The organism is Arthrobacter ipis (assembly GCF_014694315.1).
GTDB lineage: Bacteria > Actinomycetota > Actinomycetes > Actinomycetales > Micrococcaceae > Arthrobacter > Arthrobacter ipis.
The window spans coordinates 391,868-415,857 of sequence record NZ_JAAOXD010000009.1; the positions used below are offsets into that span (position 1 = coordinate 391,868).

Genomic DNA, 23,990 nt, shown 5'->3' on the forward strand with positions numbered 1-23,990 from the left:
CAACCTCACACGGATCAATAAATCTAACCGGTTCCATCACAACGTCCCCCAGTGTTCATGGTCTGCTCTGTCTACCACGAACTGACCCCGTCTATCGCCGGACCACTCCGGAAAAACCAGGTTCGTTTTACCTCGGTGCCGCTAAAGCGACCTCACCAGCGGAGTCATGACCACCCTCTGCGAAGGACTGAGACGCCTCGTACCCCTTCGAACACGAGACGTCTCACTGTCTGACCGACCACAATGATTGGCACTGCCGAATTCTGGGCATCGACGATTCTACTAACTATGTCTCGCATGCCCCAAGGCGTCCTCGGTCGTGGTGGTCAGCACGGTACAGCTGAGCAATCAGCGGCCCGGATACCCCTCAGGAACAGGATGTATCAGCCCAGAACTCGTACAAGCCGGCGAACCAGAGCAGCGGTTCCTTCTTTCGCCCGCCACGTCGGCACTTCGGTCACCCCATCGGAGGCGGCGCAGGCCAACCCGGTCTCTCGGGGGACACCCTTCACTTGCCTTGCTTCTAGTCTGCCGCGGCGCGGTGAGGCATTCCCGGCAGACCTTGGAACGTTGCGGGACCCCGTCCTCATGCCGCCGGCCAGTGCGGAGCACCCGCCATATTCTGCCGCGATTTCTGAGTGAGGGGTATCGGTCCATAGGGTCCGTTGGGTTTCCTCAAGATTCCGGTGACAGGATCCTGGCATCTGGCCTACGAAGCGCCCTCCGGGCCAGTCCGCCGGGCCGGCAAACGCTCCCCCGCTACAGCCGGCCCGGCGGAAACCTTTGCTGGAGGCGACTTCCGCGCCCGTAAGCCGGTGGCGGCGCGGACGTGTCACCACCTGCTGGTCCGTCGGCTACGAATCGGACTGTGCGATTTCAGAGATCGTCTTCGGGTCGGGCGGCGAGGATCCGATTGGCGCTGACCTGCAGGATGCCGAGCGACTCCTGAATCAGGGGCGATGCGATACTGCCCCTGCGCACCGCAGCGACAATACGGCGCGCGGGCTTCCCCTTGCCAGTAATGCGCAGTCGAACCACGTTTTCGGCACTACGCAGGGGAGCCAGCCGCGGCAGCAGGCCCACGCCCAGGCCGGCACCAACGAATGCGATCTGGGTTTCCCATTCGACGGCCTCATGGGCAATCCGCGGCGTCACCCCGACTGCCGTGAACGCCGCGACGAAAAGGGAATGGTAGGTGGAACCGGCGGCCTCGGTGATCCAGGGTTCCGATGCCAGCTCTTCGAGCGTCACCGTCTCCCGGGATGCCAACGGATGGTCGGAGGGGATGATCACGTCCAGGGGATCGTCGAGCAAAATGGTCTGCTCGAAGCGCGGATCATCCTCAACAGACGTGTCGGACTGCATGGCGACGATGACGGCGAGGTCGATTCGCTCGGCAACCAACAAGTCGAAGCAGCGGGCCGGGTTGGCCTCGAGTACCTGCACCTCCAGCAGGGGGCGTGTTGAGCGCAGGGCGGCGGCCAGCGGCGCGAGCAGCTGGGCGGCCGCAGTGGAGAATCCGCCGAGGCCAAAATGGGACTGCACCTGGTCGCCGGCCTCCATGGCAGCGGCGCGCAGGTTCTCCCATTCGGCAATGAGGGTGTCCGAGCCCGCCACGAGAAAGCGGCCCGTGGCGGTCAGCCGCACACCCCGGCCGTCCTTCGTCAGCAGCTGCATCCCAAGCACGCGCTGGAGCTCCCGCAATTGCGCGGACACGGCAGAGGGAGAATAACCTGTGAGCTCCGCGGTTGCGCCTATAGTGCCGCACCGGGCAAAGACCCGAAGTGTGATGAGCCTTTGATCAATCATGCACCTATTGTGCACGGTTATCTTCTAAATGTTGCGCTTTTGTTGCAGTCCAATCGTCCCTAACCTCATGACTACAAGGTTTTCGACAACGCCGCTTGCACCCACGCACCCGTGGTTGCCAAGAATCGCTCACTACCCACGTCTCCCGGGAAGAACCACATGCCTGCTCCAGTCTTGCCCCTCAATTCACGCGGAAAACTCGCTTCATCATTGCCTGCCGAGCAGCTGGCGGAAATCGCCGGGTTGTTCGATCTCCGGCGCGTGGGATATTCCCTCGATGCTCCCTTCTACACCTATCCGACGATTTTCAATATCGACATGCAGGCCATTTTTGGCCAGCACTGGATCTTTGCCGCCAGCACCGCCGAGCTCCCGGAGCCGGGCGACTACGTCACTGTGGACTACGGGCCTTACTCCCTGATCGTGCTGCGCAACGACGACGGCGGCGTGAACGTCCTGCACAACGTGTGCCGCCACCGCGGCGCCCGCGTCCTGACCGAACCCGCGGGGTCAACTGGCAACCTGGTATGCGGCTATCACTCCTGGACCTATTCGCCCAGCGGCGATCTGATTCATGCCTCCGCGCCGGGGGAAACGAAGTTCGACAAGGGCTGCTTCGGGCTCAAACGCGCCCACAGCCGCGTGGTTGCAGGGCTAATCTTCGTCTGCATCGCGGACGAACCGCCCACGGATTTCGACGAAACCTCAAAGATCTTCGAGCCTTACCTGGCGCCCCACGACCTGTCGAAGACGAAAATCGCCTACCAGCAGAACATCGTCGAGGAGGGCAACTGGAAGCTCGTCATGGAGAACAACCGTGAGTGCTACCACTGCGATGGCCACCCGGAGCTCGCCTGTTCCCTCTTTCCCACCTGGGGCCTGACGGAGGGCCTGGTCCCGGCCCATCTCGAGGAGGTGTGGGACCGCAACAAGGAAGCGCAGTCCTCGCTCGAGGACCGTTGCCGCCGCTATGGCCTTCCCTACGAGGTCGTCGAGGAGCTTGACACGCGCATAGCGGGAATCCGCATCTCACGGGAATCGCTCGACGGTGAGGGCGAATCGTTCTCGCCCGACGGGCGCAGGCTCTCCAAGAAGCTCCTCGGTGACTTGCGGGACTTCCGCCTTGGCCGCTGCTCGATGCACCTGCAGCCCAACAGCTGGTTCCATTTCCTCGGGGACCACGTCATCACGTTCGGTGTTTTCCCCATCAACGAGCACCAGACACTGGTACGCACCACCTGGCTGGTGGCTGACGACGCCGAGGAAGGCGTCGATTACGACCTGGAGAAACTCACCTACACCTGGAAGCAGACAAACCTGCAGGACAAGGCCTTCGTGGAGCTGTGCCAGAAGGGCGCCGGCAGCCCCGCCTACGAGCCCGGCCCCTACATGAAGAGCGAATACCAGGTCGAGGCGTTCATCAACTGGTACGTGCAGCGCGTGCAGGAGCACTTGGCATGATTGAACCCCTCACCGAGACGGCAATCCACGAACCGCAGCGCATTCGCGGACTTGAGATGCCGTGGAACCGGGTGATGGGCAGCACCGAGGGACCCGCCCGCGCCGCCCACGCATTGGGCCCCTGGCATCCGCAGGAGTTCATGGCCGAATGTGTCGAGACCGTTCCCGAGGCAGGCGGCATGATGACCTTCGTGTTCCGCCGCTGCGACGGTGCGCCCCTGGCGTTCCGTGCCGGCCAATACGTGAACGTCGCCTTTCCCGTGAACGGCGAGGACCAGGATCCGGTGGACCGCAGCTACTCGCTGTCCAGCTCCCCCACGCAGCCGTGGACCTTCAACATCACCGTCAAACGCGACCCCACGGGACTGGTCTCACCGTGGGTGCACGAGAACGTCAAACCCGGCACCGTCCTCGAGATGCTCGGACCGGTCGGGGCATTCCACCTGCCCGACGCCGACCGGCGGGCACGGTACCTCTTGCTGGCCGCCGGCGCAGGCATCACCCCCGTAATGTCGATGCTGCGGACCATCCACTCCCTGCCCGGACAGGCCGATGTCGTGGTGCTCTACCACGGAGCGGAAGCCGGAGGATTCGCCTTCCACCAGGAGCTGGCCTACATCACCTCCGTGGACTCCCGCGTCAAGGTCTTCTACGCCCTGGGCGACCGCAGCAAACCCGAAGGGTGGGAATGGCTCAGCGGAAGGCTGACGGCGGCCATGCTCGACGAAGTTGCCCCCGATGCCAACGGCCGCCAGGTCTATGCGTGCGGCCCCGAGGGCTACCTGAACACCGCCACCGAGCTCCTCGGGAAGGTCGGCGTCGACGACACCTCCATCAACATGGAATTCTTCTCCGGAGACCGCCAGACGCTCCTTGAATACCAGGCCGAAATCGCCCTTGCAGTGGACATCGCCGAGGAAATCGCCGAGGAAATCGCCGATTCCGCCGAGGACTACTATGAAAGCCAGCCCACCGCGTTCGGGCTCTACGAGCCCGGCTACGACGCCGAAGGACCCGTGAAGGCCACGGGGCTGCCACTGGAAACCGCCGACCCGGACGCGCCCCATTCCGAAGCCTCCGACCGCAGCCCCGACGTGCGGCCAGAAGCTGCCACCCCTGACGCCTCGAGCTTCGACACGGTCGGAACAGGCAGCCTCACCCTGTCCTTCATGCGCACCGGGATCAACGTGCGCATCGACCCCACCGAACACATCCTCGGGGTGGCCCAGCGTGCGGGTGTCAGGATCGGCGCGAACTGCAAGGAAGGCATGTGCGGCTCCTGCAAGGTCGTCAAGCTTTCCGGGGAGGTCGAGATGAACCACCAGGGCGGGATCCGGGCACGGGAAATCGATGCAGGCAAGTTCCTGCCCTGCTGCTCCATAGCGCGGACCGATTTGGTGATCGACGCCTAGATGTACTTACCCACGGAGGTTGATGACGCGGCTGGCGGTTGAATAAGGTGTGGCCTCGGTCGCGATTGTAGTGGTACAGCCAGGCCGGGAAGGCGGCGACGTGCCCGGCCCCTGAGGTGTAGGGGCGGGCGTAGGCCCATTCGTCGAGCATGGTGCAATTGAACCGTGCGACTTTGCCGTTGGTCCGGGGCCGGTAGGGGCGGGTCCGTTTGTGTTTGATGTCCGGGCCCACGGCGTCCTTGATGCGTAGGAGCGGTAGCAGCAAGCGTTGTCTGTCAGGACCCGGCGTACTGTGATGCCGGCGGCGTCGACGGCGGCGTTGGCCCTTTCCCAGAAGGCCGCGGCGGTTTCCTTTTTCTCGTCCGCCAGTATCTCTGTGTAGGCGAAGGGCCACCCGGCAGACGAAGGGCCGTCCTTCCTAACCAGATGTCGTCCATGACCCACGCCCGTGGACCGATCAGCTCCACGGCCCTGGTTACCAGCACCCAGCCGGACCGGCTCGACCGGCCACGGCGAAGAGGAAACGAACTGCTGCAGTTGCTGGAAATCAATGCCGAGCCGTTCGCCCATGGGCTGCATCGACGACTTAAGCCGGCCGTCCAGCATCAGCCCTACAAGGTACAGCCCGCCCTTGCCGCGCTGATCCTTCCGGAACAGCGACGCGAACACCTCCTGCACGAATTCATCCAGCAGACCGCGGACTCCGGTGATCTCATCGGTATTCATCCAGCGAAGTTAACGGATACCCGCCGGTGAAAGGACCTAACCAAGTACTACTAAGCGCCGTCCGTATGTCGCGGCATCAAACCCGGTACGGTTCACACCGCCATCGAGCCGGTGGTTAGGCTGGGTGGATGGCGACAGTTATTCTCGTGCGGCACGGCCGCACCACAGCCAATGCCACTGGACTGCTGGCCGGTCGGGCCGGCGGCGTCAGCCTGGACCAGATCGGCCGCGACCAGGCAGCTTTGACCGGGGACCGGCTCGCAGCCGTGCCCGTAGTCGGGGTGGTGTCAAGCCCTCTTGAGCGTTGTCAGCAGACCGCCCAGCTCATCCTCGATCGCCAGGCTGGCACCCCGTACGCGCCGGTCGATTTCGATCTCACCGAGTGCGATTACGGCCAGTGGCAGGGCCGCACGCTCAGTGATCTCGCGACCGAGGATTTGTGGTCGGTTGTGCAGTCGCAACCGTCCGCCGTCATCTTTCCCGGCGGTGAATCCATGGCCGCGATGCAGGCTCGGTCGGTGGCAGCGATTCGACGCCACGATGCAGCCTTCGAAGCCGAGTACGGGCCAGGGGCCGTGTGGGTGGCGGTGAGTCACGGTGACATCATCAAGTCAATCCTCGCCGACGCGCTCGGCATGCACCTTGACCTGTTCCAGCGTATTAACGTGGGCCCCGCCTCCGTTTCGATCGTGCGCTACGGCGCTAGTCGGCCGAGCGTCTATGCGACCAACACCGACGCGGGGGATCTGTCGTGGCTGTCGAACGGCAACCATTCTGACGATGCGCCGGTGGGCGGCGGTGCAGGGCAAAAGGCGCCATGAACCGCACGTGCCTAAAATACTGACATGCCTACACTTGTTCACGAGTTTGCCTGGCCCGATCGGGTCGTCGTTGGCACCATTGGCCTTCCGGGGGCCCGCACGTTCTACCTGCAGGTGCGCGCGGGGACGCAGATCGTGAGCATTGCCCTGGAGAAGCAACAGTCGGCCCTGCTCGCGGAAAAGATCGACGAAATTCTCGACCAGCTCATCACCGTCGAGGGCAACCCCTTCAGCGTTCCCACGAGTACACCCATTGAACTTGTCGACAATGACCAGCTCGAGGCCGTTCAGGAGCAGTTTCGGACCGGCGCCATGAGCTTGGGTTGGGACCCAACGACGGCGCAGGTCGTTATAGAGGCCTACCCCATCACCGATGTCGATGCTGATGACAACGACGAATCCCTTGATGAGAACGGCGCTAACGAGACCGAAATGCTGCTGGTGCGGATGCCGGTCGGCACTGCCCGCGCATTCGCCAAGCGCACCCGTGAGGTCGTGGGCGCCGGGCGTCCGATCTGCTCGCTCTGCGGCTACCCCATAGACGCCGACGGGCACACCTGCACCCTTCCCGAGGTCTGATGCCAGCGCCGGACCTCGTGACCGCCGAGCTGACGCTCACTGGCCGCATCACGACGGCTTCAAACGCTACATTTCTGGGCAGCATCGGCGAAGTGGTGGTCGTCTATAAGCCGATAGCAGGCGAAAGTCCGCTGTGGGATTTTCCCCACGGCACCCTGGCTCACCGGGAGGTCGCCGCCTACCTCGTCTCTCAGCTCTTCGGCTGGGATGTCGTGCCGCACACCTGGCTGCGCGATGGTCCGATGGGCGAAGGAATGGTGCAGCTCTGGCAGGAGCAAGACCCCGCCCAAAGCGCCGTGAACCTGATGGCGCCGGACCACGTGCCGGAGACGGGCTGGAAACACGTTCTCGAGGGACGAGATGAGAACGGACGGATGGTCGCCCTCGTTCACGAAGACTCGCAAGCGCTCAGACGCATGGCGGTGTTCGACGTGGTCGTCAACAACGCCGACCGCAAAGGCGACCACATTCTTTCCATGCCAGACGGACACCGGCACGGCGTGGACCACGGGCTTACCTTTCACCGTGACCCCAAGCTGCGCACGATGCTGTGGGGGTGGCTGGGAGACGCTCTGACCACCGATGAACGCGACGGCATCAGCCGTGTCAGCGAAGGACTGCACGGTGAGCTGGGCCGAAACCTAGCGGACTTGCTCAGCGCCGACGAAATCGCTTCGCTCGCCGCGCGCTGTGCCCGGTTGCACTGGGCAGGGCGGTTTCCGGCTCCGGGCGGTGAGATGCCGGCCGTGCCCTGGCCGCTGTTCTAAGGGAATTACGGCTGCAGGCCTCGCAGGCTCTGTCACGGCAGGGATCTTAAGGTACTGACGGAGCTAGGCGGTGAGCAGCATGGGCCACATGCAGGACGGTGTCAGCTCCCCGTCGGGCACTGTAACCCGCGTCAGACCGATCGTGGGAGCCCGCCGGCACCGATCCCCTAGAGATTGGCACGAGTCATGTCGCCCTCCCCCGGACGCGCCATGAGTAAGCAGAACATCCGTTGTGGCGGATTTCCACTAGGGCGTCGATTAGCAGGCTCCATTCAACGTGAGTGCGTGGTGGCTCGGTTTAGTGTGATGGGCTTTCCGGGTATGGGCCAAGAGTGGTGGCGGCCAGGTGTTGGCTGCCACCACTCTTGTGGTGTTGAAAGGGTGGGCGGTTTTAGGTCGTGGCAGCTTCTCGGATGCGGGATCGGATCTGGCGTTCGATGTCTTCCTGTGCCGGGAGGGACCGCAGCGTTTCATTCAGTTCCGATTGGGGGATGACGACGATGCCGTCCTGGTCGCCGACAACCACGTCACCGGGGTTACAGACGACGTTGCCGCAGGCGACGGGTTTGCCGACGTTGCCGGGCCCGTTTTTGGAGGGGCCGGCGGGGACGACGGCGCGGGCGAAGACGGGCAGGCCCATCTGGGTCACTTCCTCGATATCGCGGACGGCGCCGTCGATGATGACGCCGGTGACGCCTTTGTGGAGGCAGATGTCGGCGAGGATGCCACCGAAGACTGACCGGTTGGTGACGCCGTTGCCGGAGATGACGAGCACGTCGCCGGGCTTGGCCTCGTCAAGGCCGCGGTGGATGGCGAGGTTGTCGCCTTCCCAGACCTGGATGGGAAGGACGGAGCCGGCGAGACGTGCCCCGGGGGTGAGGCAGCGGATTTCGGCGGACATCATGTCCAGGCGTTTGCGAACATCGCCGATAAGCGCTGGTGGGTAGCCCGCGAGGGACTGGACGAGGTCCTGCGCGGGGCGGGGCCACTCGGGGTAGACGGTGATGTTCTTGGCGGAGGCTTTGATATACACGGGATTGGTTCCTTGCCTGGGGTTTAGGCCGCCGCTATGCGACGAGCTTGCGGAGGTCTTTGGCGTTGAGGGGGAAAGCGGGTGTGTCACCGGCGAGTACTGCCTGCACTTCAGCCCAAGATTTGGTTCCCGCTTCGAGGAACGCTTCCTGCGTCTGGCCTGCAATGTGCGGGGTGACGAGCAGGTTCGGCACCTCGCTGAGCTGAATGCGGTTCTGAGCCAGCGGGTTCTTCATGTCGATGCCTTCGGCTTCCAGCACGTCCATGGCTGCGCCGGCGATGTCTCCATTCAGCAGGGCCTGGACGAGGGCGTCTTCATCGATGAGCCCGCCGCGGGAGGTATTGATGACAACCGCGGTCTTCTTCATCAGGCCCAGTTCGCGGGCACTGATCATGTGCCGGGTACTCGGAAGCAGCGGGGCGTGCAAAGTGATGATGTCCGCCCCGTCGTAAAGGGTGTCCAGTTCCACCAGGTCTGCTCCGGCTGCGGCTGCGTCTTGAGCCGCGGCGATCGGGTCTGAGGCCAGGATGCGCATTCCGAAGGATTTGGCGATGGCCGCGACGCGTTTGCCGATCGCGCCGAAACCGACGATGCCGAGGGTGCGGCCGGACAGTTCGAAGCCGACCAGGTCGCCGCGGCCTTCTGCCCAGTTTCCGGCGAGGACGCGGTTTGCTGCTGGCACGATCTGGCGTGTGAGGGAGAGCAGGAGGGCGAAGACGTGTTCGGCGACGGCGTTGCTGTTCGAGCCGGGGGTGCTGGTGACCCAGACGCCGTTTTCGGATGCTGCCGCCAGGTCCACGTTGTCGGTGCCGACTCCGTGCCGGGCGATGATCTTCAGGCGGGGGGAGGCTTCGATCATGTCGCGGGTGAAGATTTCGGCCCGCAGGATGACGCCGTCGATGGTGTCACAGACGTCAAGGTAGTTCACTTTGCTGGGCCCGTAGCCGACGTGCACCAGCGCGTTCTTGCGGATGTCCCGCATGACGTTTTCGTGGATGACGTCAGAGATGTAAATCGCGGTCACGGTGTGGTGCCTAACGGTAGAGGTGGGAGGAAGGGTCGGTGTTGGCCTTGACCGTGAGTCCTACGACGAGGAGCCCGACGAGTCCGGCGCCCACCAGCACGAAGGCGGGGATGAAGGTGTTGCCGCTGAGGTCGATTAGCCAGGTGGCGAAGTAGGGGCCGGCTCCGCCACCGATGACCGCGCCGACGCTGTGGCCGAAGGCAACACCGGTGTGCCGGATGCGAGTGGGGTAGAACTCGAGCATGGAACCGTAGGTCCCGGCCTGGCAGAGGGCGTAGGGGATGATGCCCAGACCGAGCCCGAGCAGCGCCAGACCGAAGGAGTGCTGGTTCATCAGCGCGAACGAGGGAATGGAAATAACGACGTAAGCGATGTAAGACCAAATGAGGACTTTGCGGCCACCAATGCGGTCACCGAGTTGCCCGGCGAAGGGAATCAGGAACGCGGCGAACAAGACGGCGAGGAGGACGATGGTGGCTGCTTCGCTCTTTTTGAAGCCGAGGACTTCGCTGAAGTAGACGGCGACGAACACGGTCCCGATGTAGGTGCCGAGGTTCTGGACGAGGGAGATGGTGGTGACCTTGGCCAGGGCCTTCGGGTACTTGCTCAGGACTTCCCGGAAGGGCTTCTCCGAGGTGCTGTCCTTTGTTTTGATAGCCGTGAACTCGGGGCTGTCTTCGATCTTGAGGCGCAGGATGAGACAGAGAATGCCCAGCGGAAGAGCGAGCAGGAACGGGATCCGCCAGCCCCACTCTGACATTGCTGCCGCGGGCATGGCTGCGGCAGCGAGGGCCGCCAGGCCGGCCGCTAGGCCCTTACCCAGTTGGGCGATGGAGGGGATCATCGAGACATACAGCGAACGGCGCTTCGGCTCGGCCCACTCGCGGATGTACGCCGCGGCGCCGCCGATCTCGCCACCAGTGGAGAATCCCTGGAGCATGCGCAGCACCACCAGCAGGATCGGCGCCAGAATGCCGATCTGCGCATAGCCCGGCAGCAGGCCGGTCAGCGTGGCCGCGACACCCATGCAGGTGATGCTCGCGATCAGGCTCAGACGGCGGCCGCGGCGATCGCCCAGGCGGCCGAAGAAAACTGCGCCCACGGGTCGGACCACGAAGGCCGAGCCGAACACCAGCAAGGTGTTCAGCAGCGACATCACCGGGTCATCACCCGGGAAGAACACCGTGGCCAGCGTCGCGGCCACGTAGCCGTACACGCTGAAGTCGTAGTACTCGATGAACGTTCCGAAGGCGGCAACGCCGGTGGCCTTCTTCGCTTTGGCGCGCCGCTCCAGGTCCGGAGTGGCAATGGTGGGTGTGGACATTCGAAGACCTCTCTGTCTAAGATTAGAAAAATGGGACACTGTCTCATTAACGGGGATTGATTAATAGAATGCCTGTGTTCCGCACCACTGTCAAGCGGCAGGCGCAGTGAGTGCGGGCGCCCCGGAAAGCAGGAGACCGATCATGAAATACTGCTGGTATGGACCAGGGTGACCAGGCAGCGCAGCGGGACGGCTCGAAAGAAGTTGTGGCTATCATCGAGGCCATCATCGGACGTGCCGGTTTCGGCTGGGGTGTCCGAGAACTCGCCGACGAGCTGGGGGCGAGCCGGAGCACGGTGAACCGCGTCCTTGCCCGCCTGGTTGAGGAACGCCTGGTCTCGCGCGACCCAAGCGGCGCGTACATCCTCGGGCCCCGGTTGAAAGTTCTCTCCGCTGAACTCCAAAAGCGACACCCCCTCTTCACCGAGGGGACCCGTATCCTCGCCGGCCTCTCCCGGGCCTCCGGTGCTACCGCACTGATGGCCGTCGAAAAGGGAAACCCGGAAGAGTGCTTCGTCCTGGCCTCCTTGGAACCCGACGCCCCCGTGAGGTATACCCTCTCGCCAGGAACCAGCGTGCCCACCCACGCCGGCGCCTTGGGAACGGCAATTCTGGTCCGGCGCGGGACAGCAGGACTGCCCGAGGAACTGAAGACGTACACGGAAGAATCACTCGATAGCCGCACCCGCATCGAAAACGCACTGCAGAGCTACGCGTCCATCGGTGCCGTCGTCAGCATCGGGCAACACATACCCGACGCCGCCGGTATCGCGGTCCCCTTCACCATCAATGAACACCTCTTAGGATCCCTCTCCCTGTCCAGGCCCCGCAATGAGTTCAAAGAGGAAGACATTGGGCCCGGTGCAGAGAAGCTCCAAGAAGCTGCAGACAAGCTTGAATCACTCCTCAAAAGCCGAAAACGCAGTTCAGCTGCCGGGGCCGGCGTTCCCGCAGCCGCGTCCAACTCGCTCATTCAGCGGATTAACGCGGCCCTCACGTTCTTCTGCGCCGAACCCCTGGCCGAACTGAAACTCACCGACCTGGCTTCGCTCTGGGGAACACGGTCCGTAGCCACACGCAGGCTCGCAGAATCGGCCTGCGACGTGGGCGTGATGATTAGGCTGGACGACGGAGCGTGGACAATAGGCCCCACTCTGCTGCGGTGGTCCGCGTCCATCAGCAAAAACCACGATCTATCGGAAATTGTCGACGAAGACCTTCAGGCCCTCAGCGAAATTACTGGTGAGACCACAACCCTCGCCCTCTACGACGCCGGCAATGGACGAGCACACATCGCCAGGACGCGGGCCGGTGCCAGGAACGTTCGATACGTACTGGAAGAAGGATCCGAAATTCCCCTAACAGCCGGGGCGGCCGGCAAGGTAATCCTCGCCCACCTGCCAGAGAACGCCAGCGCGGGTCTCAATGCAGAGCCGGCCGTCGGACTAGAGGAACTCAAGACCATCCGCTCCCAGGGATGGGCGGCCACCGACAGCGAAAGGGTCCCCGACGCCCGCGGCATCGCTGCCCCGTTTTTCATCGACGACGCCATCGCAGGTTCTGTTGCCGTCACCGTCCCCAACCACCGGGTCGCCGGTACTCCCGCTGCCGAACTAACCGACGCCGTCGTCGCGACCGCCAGCAACCTCTCACGTCTCCTTTCCGTGAAAAGTCCAAAGGCAATCCGTTCAAGCCACGACCACGCAGCAATCACCCCTAGCGCAATGAAGATACCGGCCCCTGCTACCTAGCAATCGGACAGTCCCTCCCTCCGGCCGGTTTTCTACCGGGTGGTGCGGCCTTGTTCCGCGGAGGTGATGAGGTCCCTCTTGGTCAGCCGCGTGCCTGCACCAAGTGCTGTGGTCCAGAATGTGGTGTCGGAACGGCGGCCCAGTTTGAGTGCAGCAATACCATGAGGGTCTCGTGAACCGCTCGTGCTAACGCGGCGCCGGCGTCGTTGGCGAGGTCGATTGCTCCGGTCGCGTCGGAGATGACTACGACGGCGAAGCCGAGGGGCTCGGCGGCCGCGGCGGAGGCGATCACGCAGTTGTTCGTCATGTAACCAACGAGGGTGACCGTGTCGATGCCCTGTTCACGCAGCCAGGATTCGAGGTCAGTGTCGGCGAAGATGCTAGAGAACTGCTTGCTGATGCGCTTGGCTGCGGCGTTCTCGTGGGCAGTCACTTCTGGATGGTTCTGCCAGGCCACCGACCCGGATGCGAACACCGTTGCTTCGGCCGGGAGTTCGTGCTGGACGAGCACGACAGGCGTCCGTTCTGCTGGGCGATGTTGATCGCGGTCTCGATGCTGGCAATGGATTCGTCGCGGGCCGGGTATTGAATTTGGAGCAGGCCGTCGAAGTATTCCTGTTGGGAGTCGATGACCATCAAGGCTCTCCGTGGTTTGGTCATGGGGTTCTCCTTCAAGGGGTGATTGTGAACCTGTGAAAAGTTGGTAGGTGCGCTACAGCGCGGCGGGCAGTAGCGGGGCTCGCAGGTATGGGAGCGCTTAGTGCTCGGCGATCAGTGCGATTCCATAATGGTCGAGGATTGCCGAATGGCCGCCCACGACGAGCATCACCTCATCGATACCAGTGCGCTGGTGCAGGACCTCGCGACGGTCGGCGACAGTAGCGGCGGTGCCATGAAAACTGCGGTTGGTGTGGGCGTCGAGGATCTACCGATCCTGGACCGTGGCCGGATACGCCTCGACCTCATCCGGAGGCAGGAGCAGGTAACCCCCACCTTTGAACATGCGCAGCATCGCCATCGCCGACGGCATCGCCTGCCTTTTGGCCTCAGCCGGGTCGTCGCTAATCACCCCCGGGCACGCGACGAGGGTGTGGGGCTCGGCGAGCACGTCGGCCGGCCGGAAGCTCTCACGTTACAGACTCATGGCGGCGTCGATGTCAGCGTCGCCGAACTGCAACGCGAACGCATACGGTCGGCCGAGCTGCCCGGCCAGCTGCGCGGATTACGGAGAGGACCCCAGCACCCATACCTCCGCTCCCGGATCTTACGCTCCGGCGGCAGCGGGGAATTCAAAGCCTTCCGGACGGTCTTTCTCGCCACGTGGTGCTTGCGCGCCAGTTCCCGGATCGACGTTCCCTCGACCTCGGGTGGGACGTCCCTAAAAGCAAGTGCCCTCCACCGCGTCCCTGTGTGCCACTCTGCTTAGGCGGCGAGCGGCAGGTCGAACAGTTGCTCGGCAAGCCTGATCAGGTGGCGGGGCACGTCGGCCTCTTCACCGGGACTTCCGTGGCCCAGGAACAGGGCGGTGCCGTGGAGGGTTTCCTCGACATTGATGCCGGCTTCGCGGATGAGTACTTGGGCACGGAGGTTTTGGGCGGCGACCCGGTCCGCTTCCCTGTCCAGGTAGACGTGCCAGTCTCGGCCGGCGAGGACGCCGGCCTCCCCGGTGACCATCCGCTGAAGTGCTGTCAAGTCCAGTTCAACAGCTTTGATGTGCACCGGGCGGGCGAGGCGGGCCGGGACAACGAGGGCGTAACAGAGGGTATCCATGATCAAGTCCTTGAAACGAGGTTCGCACCGTGGAGCGGGCGGCCGGCCGGGCTAGGAGTCCCGGAACTGGCCGCCCGCTGGCATGTCAGCGCTGGTTTTTGCGCGGTTTTACAAAGTTGAGTTCGCTGTTTTCATTTTTGGTTCTCTTTTCGGCCCGTTTTTCTAGAACGGACTTGCCTTCTTTTTTAGCGGTGCCGCTTTTGGGGGATTTTCCGGACATCGGAATCACGCCTTTCTTCGCTTGCGTTACCCGATACCATACCCACTTTTATTTTTTTAGCCAGTCCAGCAGAAGTGCCGTCTCGGTGGGCCGCGCCGCGGCAGCAAAGGCCGAGAGAGGTTGAGCGGCTCCGTTAGGCAGTCTTTCAGGGTTTTGAGCGATGAACCCTTTCGAGTCTCTTTCGGCTAAAGCTTGTTATCGTAAAACTTAATGCAACAAGGTGTGGCTGAATCACAAGGTACTGCTTTTTTTGCTTCAGGGTTCCTAACTTTCCGCAAGCCGATTAGACGGTGAAAAGCGCCCGGCTCAGACCGCGTGAGCCTCAGTCTTCGCGCATCAGCCCTGACGCATTTATCCGGCTGCTGAAGATACCTGCCCACCAGGGGCGCGCCGCTTCAGAACGACCGGCCGGCCCCGGTTGACCAGGTGGTCGCGCTCTTCCTCTTCCGCTTCTACCGACTCTCCGCCCCATCAAGTACGTCACCTCGCCCCGCCGTGCCATGGCGCGGATTACAGCAGCTGATCTCGCGAATGGCAGCGCTCCGCCTAGGCCAAGATCCCATTAAAGTTGCGCGTTGAACCGGTATGGCCGAACTCCTGCCAGCACCGGCGCACTTCCTGGAGGCGCCGTCTAATTGACGAAACGCCGGTTGTCAGGGCCTTAAGGTGGCTTGGGGAGCGGTGCAATACTGGAGTGCGCCGGGCCAGGGCCTGGTCCCTGTTTTTCAAGCAGCAGACGCCCCGCCTTCGCCCGGACGGTTTATTGCTCCCGGGACATGTCAAAGACCATCATGTGGAACTGAGGTAGAAAATGAATTCAGCCGCTGCAATCCCCGTCACCGCCGTTCGTGTGGCCGAACTGCTTGCCGAAGGCGAGCCGATGCCCGTCTACGTGCATATCATTGACCACCCCGAAGCGCGTGTGCTGATTGACACCGGCATGACTGAGCTTCATCCGGCGGTCGCCGATATGGATCCCCGCATTTTCCCCTTGAACGAGCAGGACTTCGACATCCGAGGTGTCGACATCATCGTCAACACCCACCTGCACTTCGACCACTGCGGAGGCAACCACCTCTTCGCGGGCAAGCCCATCTACGTCCAGCGGCAGGAACTCGACGACGCCCGCAACCAGAATGACTACACCATCCCCGAATGGGAGGACGCGCCCGGGACGCACTACGTACCGGTAGATGGCGAGTTCGAACTGCTCCCCGGCCTGCGACTCCTCTCGGCACCAGGACACACCCGGGGCTCACAGATTATTGTCATCGACGGAGACCACCGCCCGACTATTATCGCTGGAGACACAGCAGTCTGGTTCGACGAACTCGAGAACCCCCGCACAGAGGGACAGCGACTGGTGCGCTCTCTGAACCCTGAAATGGTTTGGCTCGCGCACGAGCACAAGCCATGGAAACCCGAAGCCACAGCCTCTCGGTGAACCACCACCGCGGAAAATTGTCATCCGGGCGACCTAGATGTTGAAGCGGAACCACTTGGCTCCAACTGCGCCAGCTGACGGAATCACCATTATCGGCGTTGATCTAGGCTGTCGCTAAAGGAGAGATTCGCTCATCTGACGCTGAGTAGCAGGCATGGAAATGCGGGCCTCTACCCGCGCCTCTGTTGGTGATCAGATCCAGCCATGTGGGAATTGCCCTGATTTGATCCGCTTGTGCTCTCCAGCCAGTCCTCCCAAGCAGCTTGGTCGGTTGGTTGACCGTTGGACTCGAGATCCGTGTCGCCTCGCAGAGTAATGAGGTCGTCGCCTGCCCTAGAGCGAATTTCCATATGAAGTTAGGCATAAGACGGAAGGCCTCGCGCGCCGTAAGCTCCATTGAGTCGGGAATTAATTCCTTGGGTAACGACATTGAGTCCTCCGTTGGGCATTTCCTGTCTGTTGCCAAGTTCAACTTCCCGGTGCTGCACGAATCAAGCACCACGACGTACGCAGCCTAACGCTGTTGCCCTCGCCAAAGTGCCACGAGCCTGCGTTCGGTTTCGCGGCCCAGGCCGGTTTACGCTCCCTGTCCAAGCCACGCTGACGCTCATCCTCCAGGGTTGCCAGAAGCGTTTCGTGCCACGGGCGCAGGGACAAGCCGCGTTCCCTCGCTGCCCGGTTTGACCGCGTCGAGTGTCCCTCGTAGTCCGGTGGCAGCCACAGGGGGGGTGAGTCGGGCCCGGCCCAATAATTGAACGCCGTGGCATGAAGCCACTCAGGGTCAGCCCATACGGGCTCCTCCTGCATCCCCGCCTCAGTGTGCACACCCCTCTCAGCCGGCTCACCCCCCGTCAGCCGTCGCGCGGGCCACTCGTTGCGACTCGGCAAGGTACTCCCCGAACGGCACAACGTTCGACCAGCGCATTGTAGGCCCCGTCAGTCCGGCTTCGGCCGCTTGGATAATCCAGGCGGCAAGATCCCGGACATCGATGATCTGAGTCGCGTCGCCGGGTATCTCCGGCACCAGGACCGGATCCGTGGTGGCCGCCGCAAAGCGGGCAGGCCAGTATCCGTAGCGGTCCGAACCGTCTCCCGGACCTCCGATGAGCCCTGCCCTGACAATGTCAGCCTTGTCCCCCACCAGGCCGAAGGTCAGTTGCTCGATGGCCGATTTCGATTCACCATAGGTCTCCGGAGTGCCCGCTTCGCCCTCGGGCAAGGGCTCAAGGAGTGCGGCGCCCTCATCGGCCCCGGGAACCCAATGGTCCGCGTAAACGGAGCAACTCGAGACGAACGTCCAATGCGGGGCGCCGGCCCCCATTACTACCAACGGTCCCGCGCCTTCACAGGATCCTGTGGCACGTCAACTACCGAGTCCCAGCCGCCGTCGAGTTCCGCGTAGGCCGCGGCACCCACGGCGCGGGCGGCACGGATCCAGGCAACGCCGTCGGCGGGTTCACGGACGTGACGCGCGCAAGACAGGTGACATTGTGCCCGGAGGCAACCGCCTGCCGTGCGATTTCTGCTGACAGGAAAGCAGTGCCGCCAAGGACCAGGATGCGCACACGGCCACGCTGCGGCGCTCGGGTTGATAGCGGACAGAGCGTTCCGCTCCCGGCGAAGACGGGCCGACCCACGGAGAAATCATGTTCAGCCGCCTCCGTTCTGACCCTTCGAGCGCTAGTGCCAAGGTCAACGCAACGTAGCTGCGAGTACTCCCGCCCCTTTGGCTAACTCCGAGTCATGCTGTCCAAGGCACGGATATCCATAAACAGGAGCCCACAGGTGAACAACTTGTGCACACTCAGAGGCTAAAAAGCCCCTGAACAGAGAAAACACGTGTCCGAGGTGGGACTCGAACCGGGCGCCACCCCTTGAAACCCCGCCACTCCCCCGAAACCTCCCGGTCCGGCCCAGAACGAGGCCGGTACAATCGAATCCGGAGCCTAGGGTGCGGACACTGTCCACACCCTCTTTCGTGAGCCTTTTGAGCCCCAACTCATCCATACGCGACGGTCCCTCCGGACGTGGAAACCCCCTCACCATCGCCGGCCGCCATTCCCCCACTGTGGCGACGTTCCCTGGCAGAGCCGGAATCGACGCACGACCTTGGTCGGGCTCTTCTGTCCGGAGCAAGCCGAGGGATGGGGCAATGAGCGTCATAGCGTTGCGGCCTCCTTCGAACTTCTCCTAGACGAGACAGTCGAATCGGGCATGACCCGAACCTCACCGCGCAGAGGGCATCGAACAGCCACGGTGCGGATTCGGGAAAGAGTGCCTGCACAATGCGACGGGGAGGGATATCACCGTCCGCGATGCATTCGTCCGGATCGTGCCGAGCGGCGGCGTCCCCTGCCGCATCTATGAACTCGCCCGCGAGGTCATCCAGTGCCAGCGGGCCATCCATCCGCTGGCCAGTCATGATGCAGCAGCTCAATGAGGGGTTTGACGACGAATTCGCGCCGGACGCAGAAACTGCAGCACAGTCTCCGCGACGTGGAGGACCACGCGGAGCGGGTCCTCCACGTGCCGACTGCTTCCGTGACCTTCTGCAGAATGCACTGCGCTCAACCACCTCTGGGCTTCGGGCGGCGCTGTCAGAGGGCCTCGCTGACGGGACGCCGCTGTTATCAGGCTATTTTTCCAAAACTGGAACCTCCGTGTGAACGAGCAGTGTGTTCCCAAAGAGCGGGAGTCGTGACCGACTTTCGGGGGCAGTAGCCCAGGAGTCTCAGGACCAGGCTGGCCCGCTCTGAGGAGAACCGCTCCCCGGTGTCGGGGTCGAGCCACGGTGCAGGGTCCTCCGAGTCGCCGGTCAACTTCAAGACCGGCAGGGGCAGGGTGGGCGGCTGCCCATGAAAAGCGGGAAACAGGTCCGGCCTAGCGGCCGGGTCGTAGTAAACCCGTTGCTTGCGGTCCCGCGTCATTTCGTCGGGACTGTGGCAGGTATAACCTGCCCAGTGCTCAGGGCCAGGCTGGGTGTGGTTTCGGGGCTCAGGTTCCGCTGGCGGGGCGGACTTGACGTATTCCACCCACTGCCCGTTGACCTCGACGTAGAGCAGGTTCTGCTCGCCGCCCAGAAAATAGACTGTAACGCCGGCCCGCACATTCGCAGCCGGATCGGTCTGCACTGCGGGCGGCATGCTGCTGCCGGTCGTCACGTCATGCATCTGACTGACCACCGTCAGTACCGGTTCCTGCTGGGCGGTGGCCGTACTCAGGAACGGGCGGGTTCCGGCGATGGATGACGCCGCTTTCATGGGCCTGTCCCTTCCATCACCGTGACACGGCCCTGCGGTGCCGCCACCTCAGGCTCGGCGGTTGTGCCCGACCCGAGGTAGCGCTCGATGCTGACGGGGCAGTCGCCCAGCCCGCCGCTCTGTCCCCGGCGGCGGAAGTTTATGACCTGGCCGGTTCTGCCGCAACCGCAGGTGCCGGTCTCGACCTCGCCCATGTCATCGGTGAGGAGGAAACCGGGGTAGCTGGTGCTGAGGGCGTCCAGTACGGCGATGGTGCCGGTCTCCCCCGGGGCGAGCTCCTTGCCGCTCTGGCCAGGGTCCCGGATGGAGATGTAGCACCACGGCGGAACGTGTTTGCGATGCAGGTGGCATTCAACAGCGAGCATGTTCGACTCGATCATCCCGTACATGTCGCGCACGTTCACCGCGCGCACGCCGAGCAAGTCGTGGCACCGCTCCCGGAAGCCTTCGTCAGGGATGGCCTCGGCCGTGTGCCGCTTCCAGCCGCCAAGAGTGATGATCATGCTGTACGGGTCCAAGCGCACATTGATGTTCTCCCGTTCAAGGAACCGGAGGAGCCGGCCGATGAGGAACGGCGGACTGACGATGTGGCGTGTCATATGCCCCTCCCACCGGCGCAGGTGCTCCAGGGCCTCCCCGGCGTCGAACGCCTGACCGGCAACGAGATATGTGTGGTGGTCGAAGACGCTGTTCAGGATGTTCAAGTCCTTGAGCAGTCCCATCTCCGAGGCTTCGGGGTCCGACGGGTTCAGGAAAAGTCCCGCGCCCCCGGACAGGTTGAAGAACTCCCGGTAGGTCCCGATCAGGCCGATGAGCGCCAGCGTCAACGTCTCGCTGTTGCGGGGGGCGACGGACGGGACACCGCGGGTTCCGCTGGAGCGGGTTTCGGTCTCGACGTCGGCCAGGGAGCAGGTGAGCAGCACCTGGGCGTCGGGACGCTTGAACATGCCGACCGGCAATAATGGCAGGTCTTGCAGGTCGTTGATGTCGTTGATCGCGGCGGGATCGACTCCCAACGCGTCACACTGGGCGCGGTAGAAGCCGTTTCCGGCCTGGTGGTAGATCGCGGCGTCCCGCAGGACATCGGTGACCGACCGTGCCCAGTCATCAGGCGACTGGACGTATGCCTTGGACACATTCCCCAGCATCTGCGGTAGGGAGAGCATTCTGTCACTCCTCGGTTTGCTCGGTCGTCGCCCAGATGGGCACGAATTGGTGGAACTGGATTGGCAGCACGCGCGCTGGCATCGTAGTCATCGGTGGTCCGGCCGTTTGCCGTCGACAGCGGCCGCGTAACCATCAGGCACTTGGAACACCCATGCCCCGGCCTGAGTCATCAGTGCGAGTTTGTCCTCCTGACAATCGATCGATACAAAGATGGATGCGCGCATTCCCGCAACTGCCGCCGCGAACGCCCTCGCAACTCCGGTGTTGCCCGTCGAAGCCGTCGTGATGGTGTCCAGTCCGTGCCGCAACCCGTCCTCAATCACCAGCGCCGTAGCCCGGTCTTTGTTCGACGCCGTCGAGCCGCAGGTCTCATCCTTAACCCACAGGGACGGTGTCCCCAAGGCGGCTCTCAGCGCCCGGGCCAGAAACAGCGGCGCGCCGCCGATCGGCAGCGAATAACGGACCGGCCCGCCGGACGTGGGCAGGAGGTGGCGGTACCGCCACGTCGCGAATGGTCCTGGCCCCTCTTCCGGAACCAAGCCGGGACCATAGTTGTACTGCAGCCACTTGCACCCGGAGGTACGGATTGAACCTGTCGCTCTGCCCATGCCGGATACGCCTCCTTCCGCGTGTCCGAGCGTTCCACGTTAGCCATACCTACGCAGCTCGGAAAAGAAGTCCTCGACCACCTGGAGCTGGCCGGTGCTGGCGAGTTCGTCGTAGACGTATTTGCCTACTGCCAGGTCGAGCACGCCCAGGCCGAAGGGTGAGAACACGATGGGGCGGTCGTTCGCCAGTGGGACGCGGCCTTCCATGACGTGGGCGAGGGTGCCGTTCACGAAGTTCCGGTGGCCGACCTTCTGCTCGGCGAGGTGGGCTGATGTTCCGGCTTTCAGGCAGTGGTCGACGTCGTCGAGGATGTTGGTCGATGCCAGCAGGATTTCGGGGGCGAGGTCGCGCAGGGAGACGTGGAGTACCAGCGGGTTGTGGTCGAACCATGTTGTGTCGTGCACGTGTGGTTGGCCGGCCACGGTGGCGAAGACGAGGAGGTCGCTGTTTCTGATCAGCTGCTCGGGGCCGTGGTGCACGGTGACCCGGGCTCTGGTGCCGTTGCGTTCGAGGTAGCCCTTGAAGCCCTCTGCGCTCTCGGCGGAGAGGTCGAACACCCCGATTTCGTCGAATGACCAGTCGGCGGCGTTCAGGAAGGTGTGGATGTAGCGGGCTATGAGGCCGACGCCGAAGAACCCGATCCTTCGTGGGCGTCCTTGTCCGCGGGTGAGCCAGTCGGCTGCCGCGGCGGCGGATGCAGCGGTCCTGGAGGCGCTGATGATGGAGCCTTCCATGCACGCCAGGGGGTACCCGGTTGTCTTTTCGTTGAGGATCAGCACCGCTGAGGCGCGGGGTATGCCTGAGGCGACATTGTCCGGGAAGCTGGAGACCCATTTGATGCCGTCGACCTCTACCTGTCCGCCGATCGAGGCGGGCAGGGCGATGATGCGGGAGGTGGGCCGGTCGGGGAAGCGCAGGAAGTAGGAGGGGGGGTTTACCGAGTCTCCGGCCGCGTGCGTGCGGTAGGTCTGCTCGACCAGCTCGATGACCTTCTTTTCCCGTCCCTCGAGCACCTGCTGTACCTGGGCCCCGGGAATGACCGCGAAAGGGGGAACCGTCTTCGGCTCTAGGGCCGTTGTGGCTGGGGAAGTGGCAAATGCTGTCATCGTGCACCGTCCTGGGCGTGGGGTTCGAGATCGAATATGTTGCGCGGCTCGGCCATGCCGACGAGGATTTCGCGGGGTCCTTCATAGGCCTCGCGGCTGTGCGCCATGCGGATGTTGTCGACCAGCATGAGGTCTCCGGTCTCCCACGGGGTGCGGAGGGTGTGGGTCTCGTAGGTCTCGTTCAGGAGGGCGATGATGTCCTCCCCGATCGGCTCGCCGTTGCCGAAGCGGGTGTTGAACGGCAGCCCGTCGGGACCGTAGACGTCCACCAGGTACTCCCGCACCTCGGGCGCGATGGTCCATTCGCTTAGGAACGCGACCTGGTTGAACCAGCAGCGCTGGCCGGTTACCGGGTGCCGGACCACGGCGGGGCGCCGTTGCCGGGTGCGCAGCTCGCCGTCGCTCTGCCACTGGAACTCGATTTCGTGCGCGCGGCAGTATTCCTCGACGTCGGCGCGGTTCGAAACGCCGAACGCTTCCTCGTAGGTGGCCCCGATGTCTTGGTTGTAGCTGCGGGCGAGCAGCCACCCCTCGTTTTCGAAGCGCCGGACGATGTCCGGGGGTATGGCATCGAGCACGGCGTGGGCGTCCGCCACACCGGTCACCCCACCGACGCTGGGTGCCTGGAGACAGGCGAAGAGCATCAGGCCGGGGAACTCGAGCGCGTAGCTGAGCTCGTGGTGCATGCACATGGGCTGGTTAGCGGGCCAGGTGAGGGATGAGTACACCCCGTCCAGGTAGGGCTGCCTTGCGGCGAACGCTTCCCGGTCCGGCATGAGCCCGCCTGGAGCCAGCTGCTGGAAGGCGTCGGCCACTTCGGCTGGATCGCGCAGGCCCAGGCCGCGGACCAGGACGGCGCCGTGCTCATCCACCGCCGCACGCAGCGCCTCACGGTTCTCTTCGGCCCACCGCGCGGGGTCGTGGCCGTTCTCGACGATGAGCAGCGGCGCCCGGCCGGTTTGGCGTTCGACGTCGAACTGGGTCCTGGGTGTAGGAGTCGACATCAGAGGTCCTTTCGTTTCAGGGGTAGCGGGTGGGAGTGGCCGGCCGGTCCTCCCACCGGGGCCATGGAGTCGGGCTCCGCGAGGGCTCCCGCCGGCCGCGGGGCGGGCGGTACGGCAGCGTCCGCCAGGGACGGGGCTTCGAGCAGGGCCGCCAGGTCCGCCAGGATGGGCGTCTGCATGATGTCCTTGATCGACACTGCGCGCTTGAGCAGGACGGCGAGCTTCACCGCGGACAGCGAGGTCCCTCCCAGTGCAAAGAACGAGTCCTGCCTGCCGATCCGGGCCGCCGGCAGGCCGAGCACGCTCGCCCATGCCTGGGCGAGGCGCTGCTCGGTGGCCGAGAGGGCTTCGGTAGCGGTGCCGGCCTCGGGGAGGACCTCCCGCGCCATGCGGGTCAGGGCCTTCCGGTCGATCTTTCCGTTGCCGGTCAGGGGCAGGTTCTCCTGCCACCTGTACGCGGATGGAACCATGTAGCCCGGTACCCGGGTAGCCATCGCGCTGCGGATGTCATCGGCCTCGAGCGGCCGGGTACCGGAGTAGAACGCGACCAGGAACCTGGACTGCCCGGCGCCCTCGCCGACGACGACGGCGCCGTCGCGGACTCCGGGAACCCGCAACAGGGCGTTCTCGATGTCGCCGATCTCGATGCGGAACCCGGAGATCTTGACTTGGTTGTCCCGCCGGCCCAGGTACTCCAGCTTGC

General features: G+C 63.7%; 22 protein-coding genes and 3 pseudogenes. 8 read left to right on the forward strand and 17 right to left on the reverse strand.

Going from position 1 to position 23,990, the window contains the following annotated elements:
* Positions 1-876: 876 nt before the first annotated feature.
* Complete coding sequence (locus G9E11_RS20535) at positions 877-1,809, reverse strand: LysR family transcriptional regulator (protein ID WP_190609153.1); 933 nt, start codon at positions 1,807-1,809, stop codon at positions 877-879.
* Between the two features lie 159 nt (positions 1,810-1,968).
* Between G9E11_RS20535 and G9E11_RS20540 the strand changes: the two genes are divergently transcribed.
* Complete coding sequence (locus G9E11_RS20540) at positions 1,969-3,270, forward strand: aromatic ring-hydroxylating oxygenase subunit alpha (RefSeq protein WP_190609154.1); 1,302 nt, start codon at positions 1,969-1,971, stop codon at positions 3,268-3,270.
* Positions 3,267-4,682, forward strand: coding sequence for a ferredoxin reductase (locus tag G9E11_RS20545; protein WP_190609155.1), 1,416 nt, complete (start codon positions 3,267-3,269; stop codon positions 4,680-4,682). Before G9E11_RS20540 ends, G9E11_RS20545 begins: the two co-directional genes overlap by 4 nt.
* 46 nt (positions 4,683-4,728) lie before the next feature.
* On the opposite strand, the pseudogene G9E11_RS20550 reads toward G9E11_RS20545, so the two are convergent.
* Positions 4,729-5,066, reverse strand: a pseudogene (locus tag G9E11_RS20550) (integrase core domain-containing protein); the annotation flags it as partial.
* Positions 5,067-5,231: 165 nt separating this feature from the next.
* Positions 5,232-5,408: pseudogene (locus G9E11_RS21675) on the reverse strand (IS701 family transposase); the annotation flags it as partial.
* 128 nt (positions 5,409-5,536) lie between these two features.
* On the opposite strand from G9E11_RS21675, the gene G9E11_RS20560 reads away from it, so the two are divergent.
* Genes G9E11_RS20560 through G9E11_RS20570 form a run of 3 tightly spaced genes read left to right on the forward strand, consistent with a single transcriptional unit; the run spans position 5,537 to position 7,575 of the window.
* On the forward strand, positions 5,537-6,229 hold the full coding sequence (locus G9E11_RS20560; protein ID WP_190609156.1) for a histidine phosphatase family protein: 693 nt from the start codon (positions 5,537-5,539) through the stop codon (positions 6,227-6,229).
* A gap of 24 nt (positions 6,230-6,253) precedes the next feature.
* Positions 6,254-6,808, forward strand: a complete 555-nt coding sequence (locus G9E11_RS20565; protein ID WP_190609157.1) for a DUF3090 domain-containing protein — start codon at positions 6,254-6,256, stop codon at positions 6,806-6,808.
* A complete protein-coding gene (locus tag G9E11_RS20570) occupies positions 6,808-7,575 on the forward strand; it encodes an SCO1664 family protein (protein ID WP_190609158.1) in 768 nt (255 codons plus the stop codon). Before G9E11_RS20565 ends, G9E11_RS20570 begins: the two co-directional genes overlap by 1 nt.
* 391 nt (positions 7,576-7,966) lie before the next feature.
* On the opposite strand, the gene G9E11_RS20575 is transcribed toward G9E11_RS20570, so the two are convergent.
* The 3 genes from G9E11_RS20575 to G9E11_RS20585 are packed head-to-tail and all read right to left on the reverse strand — an operon-like array spanning position 7,967 to position 10,956.
* A complete protein-coding gene (locus G9E11_RS20575; RefSeq protein ID WP_190609159.1) occupies positions 7,967-8,608 on the reverse strand; it encodes an RraA family protein in 642 nt (213 codons plus the stop codon).
* Between the two features lie 34 nt (positions 8,609-8,642).
* Entirely contained in the window at positions 8,643-9,632 is a 990-nt protein-coding gene (locus G9E11_RS20580) for a hydroxyacid dehydrogenase (protein WP_190609160.1), read from the reverse strand.
* A 10-nt stretch (positions 9,633-9,642) separates the two neighbouring features.
* Positions 9,643-10,956, reverse strand: a complete 1,314-nt coding sequence (locus G9E11_RS20585) for an MFS transporter (protein ID WP_190609161.1) — start codon at positions 10,954-10,956, stop codon at positions 9,643-9,645.
* 158 nt (positions 10,957-11,114) lie between these two features.
* On the opposite strand from G9E11_RS20585, the gene G9E11_RS20590 reads away from it, so the two are divergent.
* On the forward strand, positions 11,115-12,707 hold the full coding sequence (locus G9E11_RS20590; RefSeq protein WP_190609162.1) for an IclR family transcriptional regulator: 1,593 nt from the start codon (positions 11,115-11,117) through the stop codon (positions 12,705-12,707).
* Positions 12,708-12,789: 82 nt separating this feature from the next.
* On the opposite strand, the gene G9E11_RS21335 is transcribed toward G9E11_RS20590, so the two are convergent.
* Both G9E11_RS21335 and G9E11_RS21340 read right to left on the reverse strand, forming a co-directional pair.
* Positions 12,790-13,218, reverse strand: coding sequence for an isochorismatase family protein (locus G9E11_RS21335; protein ID WP_311764440.1), 429 nt, complete (start codon positions 13,216-13,218; stop codon positions 12,790-12,792).
* Positions 13,137-13,367 carry a cysteine hydrolase family protein gene (locus tag G9E11_RS21340; protein ID WP_246469098.1) on the reverse strand — a complete coding sequence of 77 codons (231 nt, stop codon included), beginning with the start codon at positions 13,365-13,367 and terminating at the stop codon, positions 13,137-13,139. Before G9E11_RS21340 ends, G9E11_RS21335 begins: the two co-directional genes overlap by 82 nt.
* Positions 13,368-13,512: 145 nt before the next feature.
* Between G9E11_RS21340 and G9E11_RS20600 the strand changes: the two genes are divergently transcribed.
* Positions 13,513-14,133 carry a hypothetical protein gene (locus G9E11_RS20600; RefSeq protein WP_190609163.1) on the forward strand — a complete coding sequence of 207 codons (621 nt, stop codon included), beginning with the start codon at positions 13,513-13,515 and terminating at the stop codon, positions 14,131-14,133.
* Here the strand turns inward: G9E11_RS20600 and G9E11_RS20605 are convergent.
* Both G9E11_RS20605 and G9E11_RS21440 read right to left on the reverse strand, forming a co-directional pair.
* Positions 14,130-14,477 carry a hypothetical protein gene (locus G9E11_RS20605; RefSeq protein ID WP_190609164.1) on the reverse strand — a complete coding sequence of 116 codons (348 nt, stop codon included), beginning with the start codon at positions 14,475-14,477 and terminating at the stop codon, positions 14,130-14,132. The genes G9E11_RS20600 and G9E11_RS20605 overlap by 4 nt on opposite strands.
* An 85-nt stretch (positions 14,478-14,562) precedes the next feature.
* Positions 14,563-14,697: a hypothetical protein gene (locus G9E11_RS21440; protein WP_284691199.1), complete on the reverse strand. Its 135-nt coding sequence runs from the start codon at positions 14,695-14,697 to the stop codon at positions 14,563-14,565.
* 811 nt (positions 14,698-15,508) lie between these two features.
* On the opposite strand from G9E11_RS21440, the gene G9E11_RS20610 reads away from it, so the two are divergent.
* Complete coding sequence (locus G9E11_RS20610; protein WP_190609165.1) at positions 15,509-16,141, forward strand: MBL fold metallo-hydrolase; 633 nt, start codon at positions 15,509-15,511, stop codon at positions 16,139-16,141.
* Between the two features lie 514 nt (positions 16,142-16,655).
* Here G9E11_RS20610 and G9E11_RS21680 read toward each other — a convergent pair.
* The 7 genes and pseudogenes from G9E11_RS21680 to G9E11_RS20645 all read right to left on the reverse strand — a co-directional run.
* Positions 16,656-17,706: pseudogene (locus tag G9E11_RS21680) on the reverse strand (Rossmann-fold NAD(P)-binding domain-containing protein).
* 1,065 nt (positions 17,707-18,771) lie between these two features.
* Positions 18,772-19,401 carry a hypothetical protein gene (locus tag G9E11_RS20620; protein ID WP_190609166.1) on the reverse strand — a complete coding sequence of 210 codons (630 nt, stop codon included), beginning with the start codon at positions 19,399-19,401 and terminating at the stop codon, positions 18,772-18,774.
* Positions 19,398-20,567 (reverse strand): LuxE/PaaK family acyltransferase, encoded by a 1,170-nt coding sequence (locus G9E11_RS20625; RefSeq protein ID WP_190609167.1) that lies wholly within the window; start codon positions 20,565-20,567, stop codon positions 19,398-19,400. The genes G9E11_RS20620 and G9E11_RS20625 overlap by 4 nt, the downstream gene beginning before the upstream one ends.
* A gap of 87 nt (positions 20,568-20,654) precedes the next feature.
* Positions 20,655-21,176 carry a pyridoxal-phosphate dependent enzyme gene (locus G9E11_RS20630; RefSeq protein ID WP_190609168.1) on the reverse strand — a complete coding sequence of 174 codons (522 nt, stop codon included), beginning with the start codon at positions 21,174-21,176 and terminating at the stop codon, positions 20,655-20,657.
* A 39-nt stretch (positions 21,177-21,215) separates the two neighbouring features.
* Positions 21,216-22,283 (reverse strand): 2,3-diaminopropionate biosynthesis protein SbnB, encoded by a 1,068-nt coding sequence (gene sbnB / locus G9E11_RS20635; RefSeq protein ID WP_190609169.1) that lies wholly within the window; start codon positions 22,281-22,283, stop codon positions 21,216-21,218.
* Positions 22,280-23,287, reverse strand: coding sequence for a TauD/TfdA family dioxygenase (locus tag G9E11_RS20640; protein WP_190609170.1), 1,008 nt, complete (start codon positions 23,285-23,287; stop codon positions 22,280-22,282). The genes sbnB and G9E11_RS20640 overlap by 4 nt, the downstream gene beginning before the upstream one ends.
* A partial coding sequence (locus G9E11_RS20645) for a phosphopantetheine-binding protein (protein WP_246469071.1) occupies positions 23,287-23,990 on the reverse strand: 704 nt, incomplete at its 5' end. The genes G9E11_RS20645 and G9E11_RS20640, both read right to left, overlap by 1 nt.

What these genes read in the sequence shown, in the direction of transcription:
- G9E11_RS20535 (WP_190609153.1), bottom strand. Translation starts at nt 1,809, where the DNA reads ATGATTGATCAAAGGCTCATCACACTTCGGGTCTTTGCCCGGTGCGGC.
- G9E11_RS20540 (WP_190609154.1), top strand. Translation starts at nt 1,969, where the DNA reads ATGCCTGCTCCAGTCTTGCCCCTCAATTCACGCGGAAAACTCGCTTCA.
- G9E11_RS20545 (WP_190609155.1), top strand. Translation starts at nt 3,267, where the DNA reads ATGATTGAACCCCTCACCGAGACGGCAATCCACGAACCGCAGCGCATT.
- G9E11_RS20560 (WP_190609156.1), top strand. Translation starts at nt 5,537, where the DNA reads ATGGCGACAGTTATTCTCGTGCGGCACGGCCGCACCACAGCCAATGCC.
- G9E11_RS20565 (WP_190609157.1), top strand. Translation starts at nt 6,254, where the DNA reads ATGCCTACACTTGTTCACGAGTTTGCCTGGCCCGATCGGGTCGTCGTT.
- G9E11_RS20570 (WP_190609158.1), top strand. Translation starts at nt 6,808, where the DNA reads ATGCCAGCGCCGGACCTCGTGACCGCCGAGCTGACGCTCACTGGCCGC.
- G9E11_RS20585 (WP_190609161.1), bottom strand. Translation starts at nt 10,956, where the DNA reads ATGTCCACACCCACCATTGCCACTCCGGACCTGGAGCGGCGCGCCAAA.
- G9E11_RS20590 (WP_190609162.1), top strand. Translation starts at nt 11,115, where the DNA reads ATGGACCAGGGTGACCAGGCAGCGCAGCGGGACGGCTCGAAAGAAGTT.
- G9E11_RS21340 (WP_246469098.1), bottom strand. Translation starts at nt 13,367, where the DNA reads ATGACCAAACCACGGAGAGCCTTGATGGTCATCGACTCCCAACAGGAA.
- G9E11_RS20600 (WP_190609163.1), top strand. Translation starts at nt 13,513, where the DNA reads ATGGCCGCCCACGACGAGCATCACCTCATCGATACCAGTGCGCTGGTG.
- G9E11_RS20605 (WP_190609164.1), bottom strand. Translation starts at nt 14,477, where the DNA reads ATGGATACCCTCTGTTACGCCCTCGTTGTCCCGGCCCGCCTCGCCCGC.
- G9E11_RS21440 (WP_284691199.1), bottom strand. Translation starts at nt 14,697, where the DNA reads ATGTCCGGAAAATCCCCCAAAAGCGGCACCGCTAAAAAAGAAGGCAAG.
- G9E11_RS20610 (WP_190609165.1), top strand. Translation starts at nt 15,509, where the DNA reads ATGAATTCAGCCGCTGCAATCCCCGTCACCGCCGTTCGTGTGGCCGAA.
- G9E11_RS20620 (WP_190609166.1), bottom strand. Translation starts at nt 19,401, where the DNA reads ATGAAAGCGGCGTCATCCATCGCCGGAACCCGCCCGTTCCTGAGTACG.
- G9E11_RS20625 (WP_190609167.1), bottom strand. Translation starts at nt 20,567, where the DNA reads ATGCTCTCCCTACCGCAGATGCTGGGGAATGTGTCCAAGGCATACGTC.
- G9E11_RS20630 (WP_190609168.1), bottom strand. Translation starts at nt 21,176, where the DNA reads ATGGGCAGAGCGACAGGTTCAATCCGTACCTCCGGGTGCAAGTGGCTG.
- sbnB (WP_190609169.1), bottom strand. Translation starts at nt 22,283, where the DNA reads ATGACAGCATTTGCCACTTCCCCAGCCACAACGGCCCTAGAGCCGAAG.
- G9E11_RS20640 (WP_190609170.1), bottom strand. Translation starts at nt 23,287, where the DNA reads ATGTCGACTCCTACACCCAGGACCCAGTTCGACGTCGAACGCCAAACC.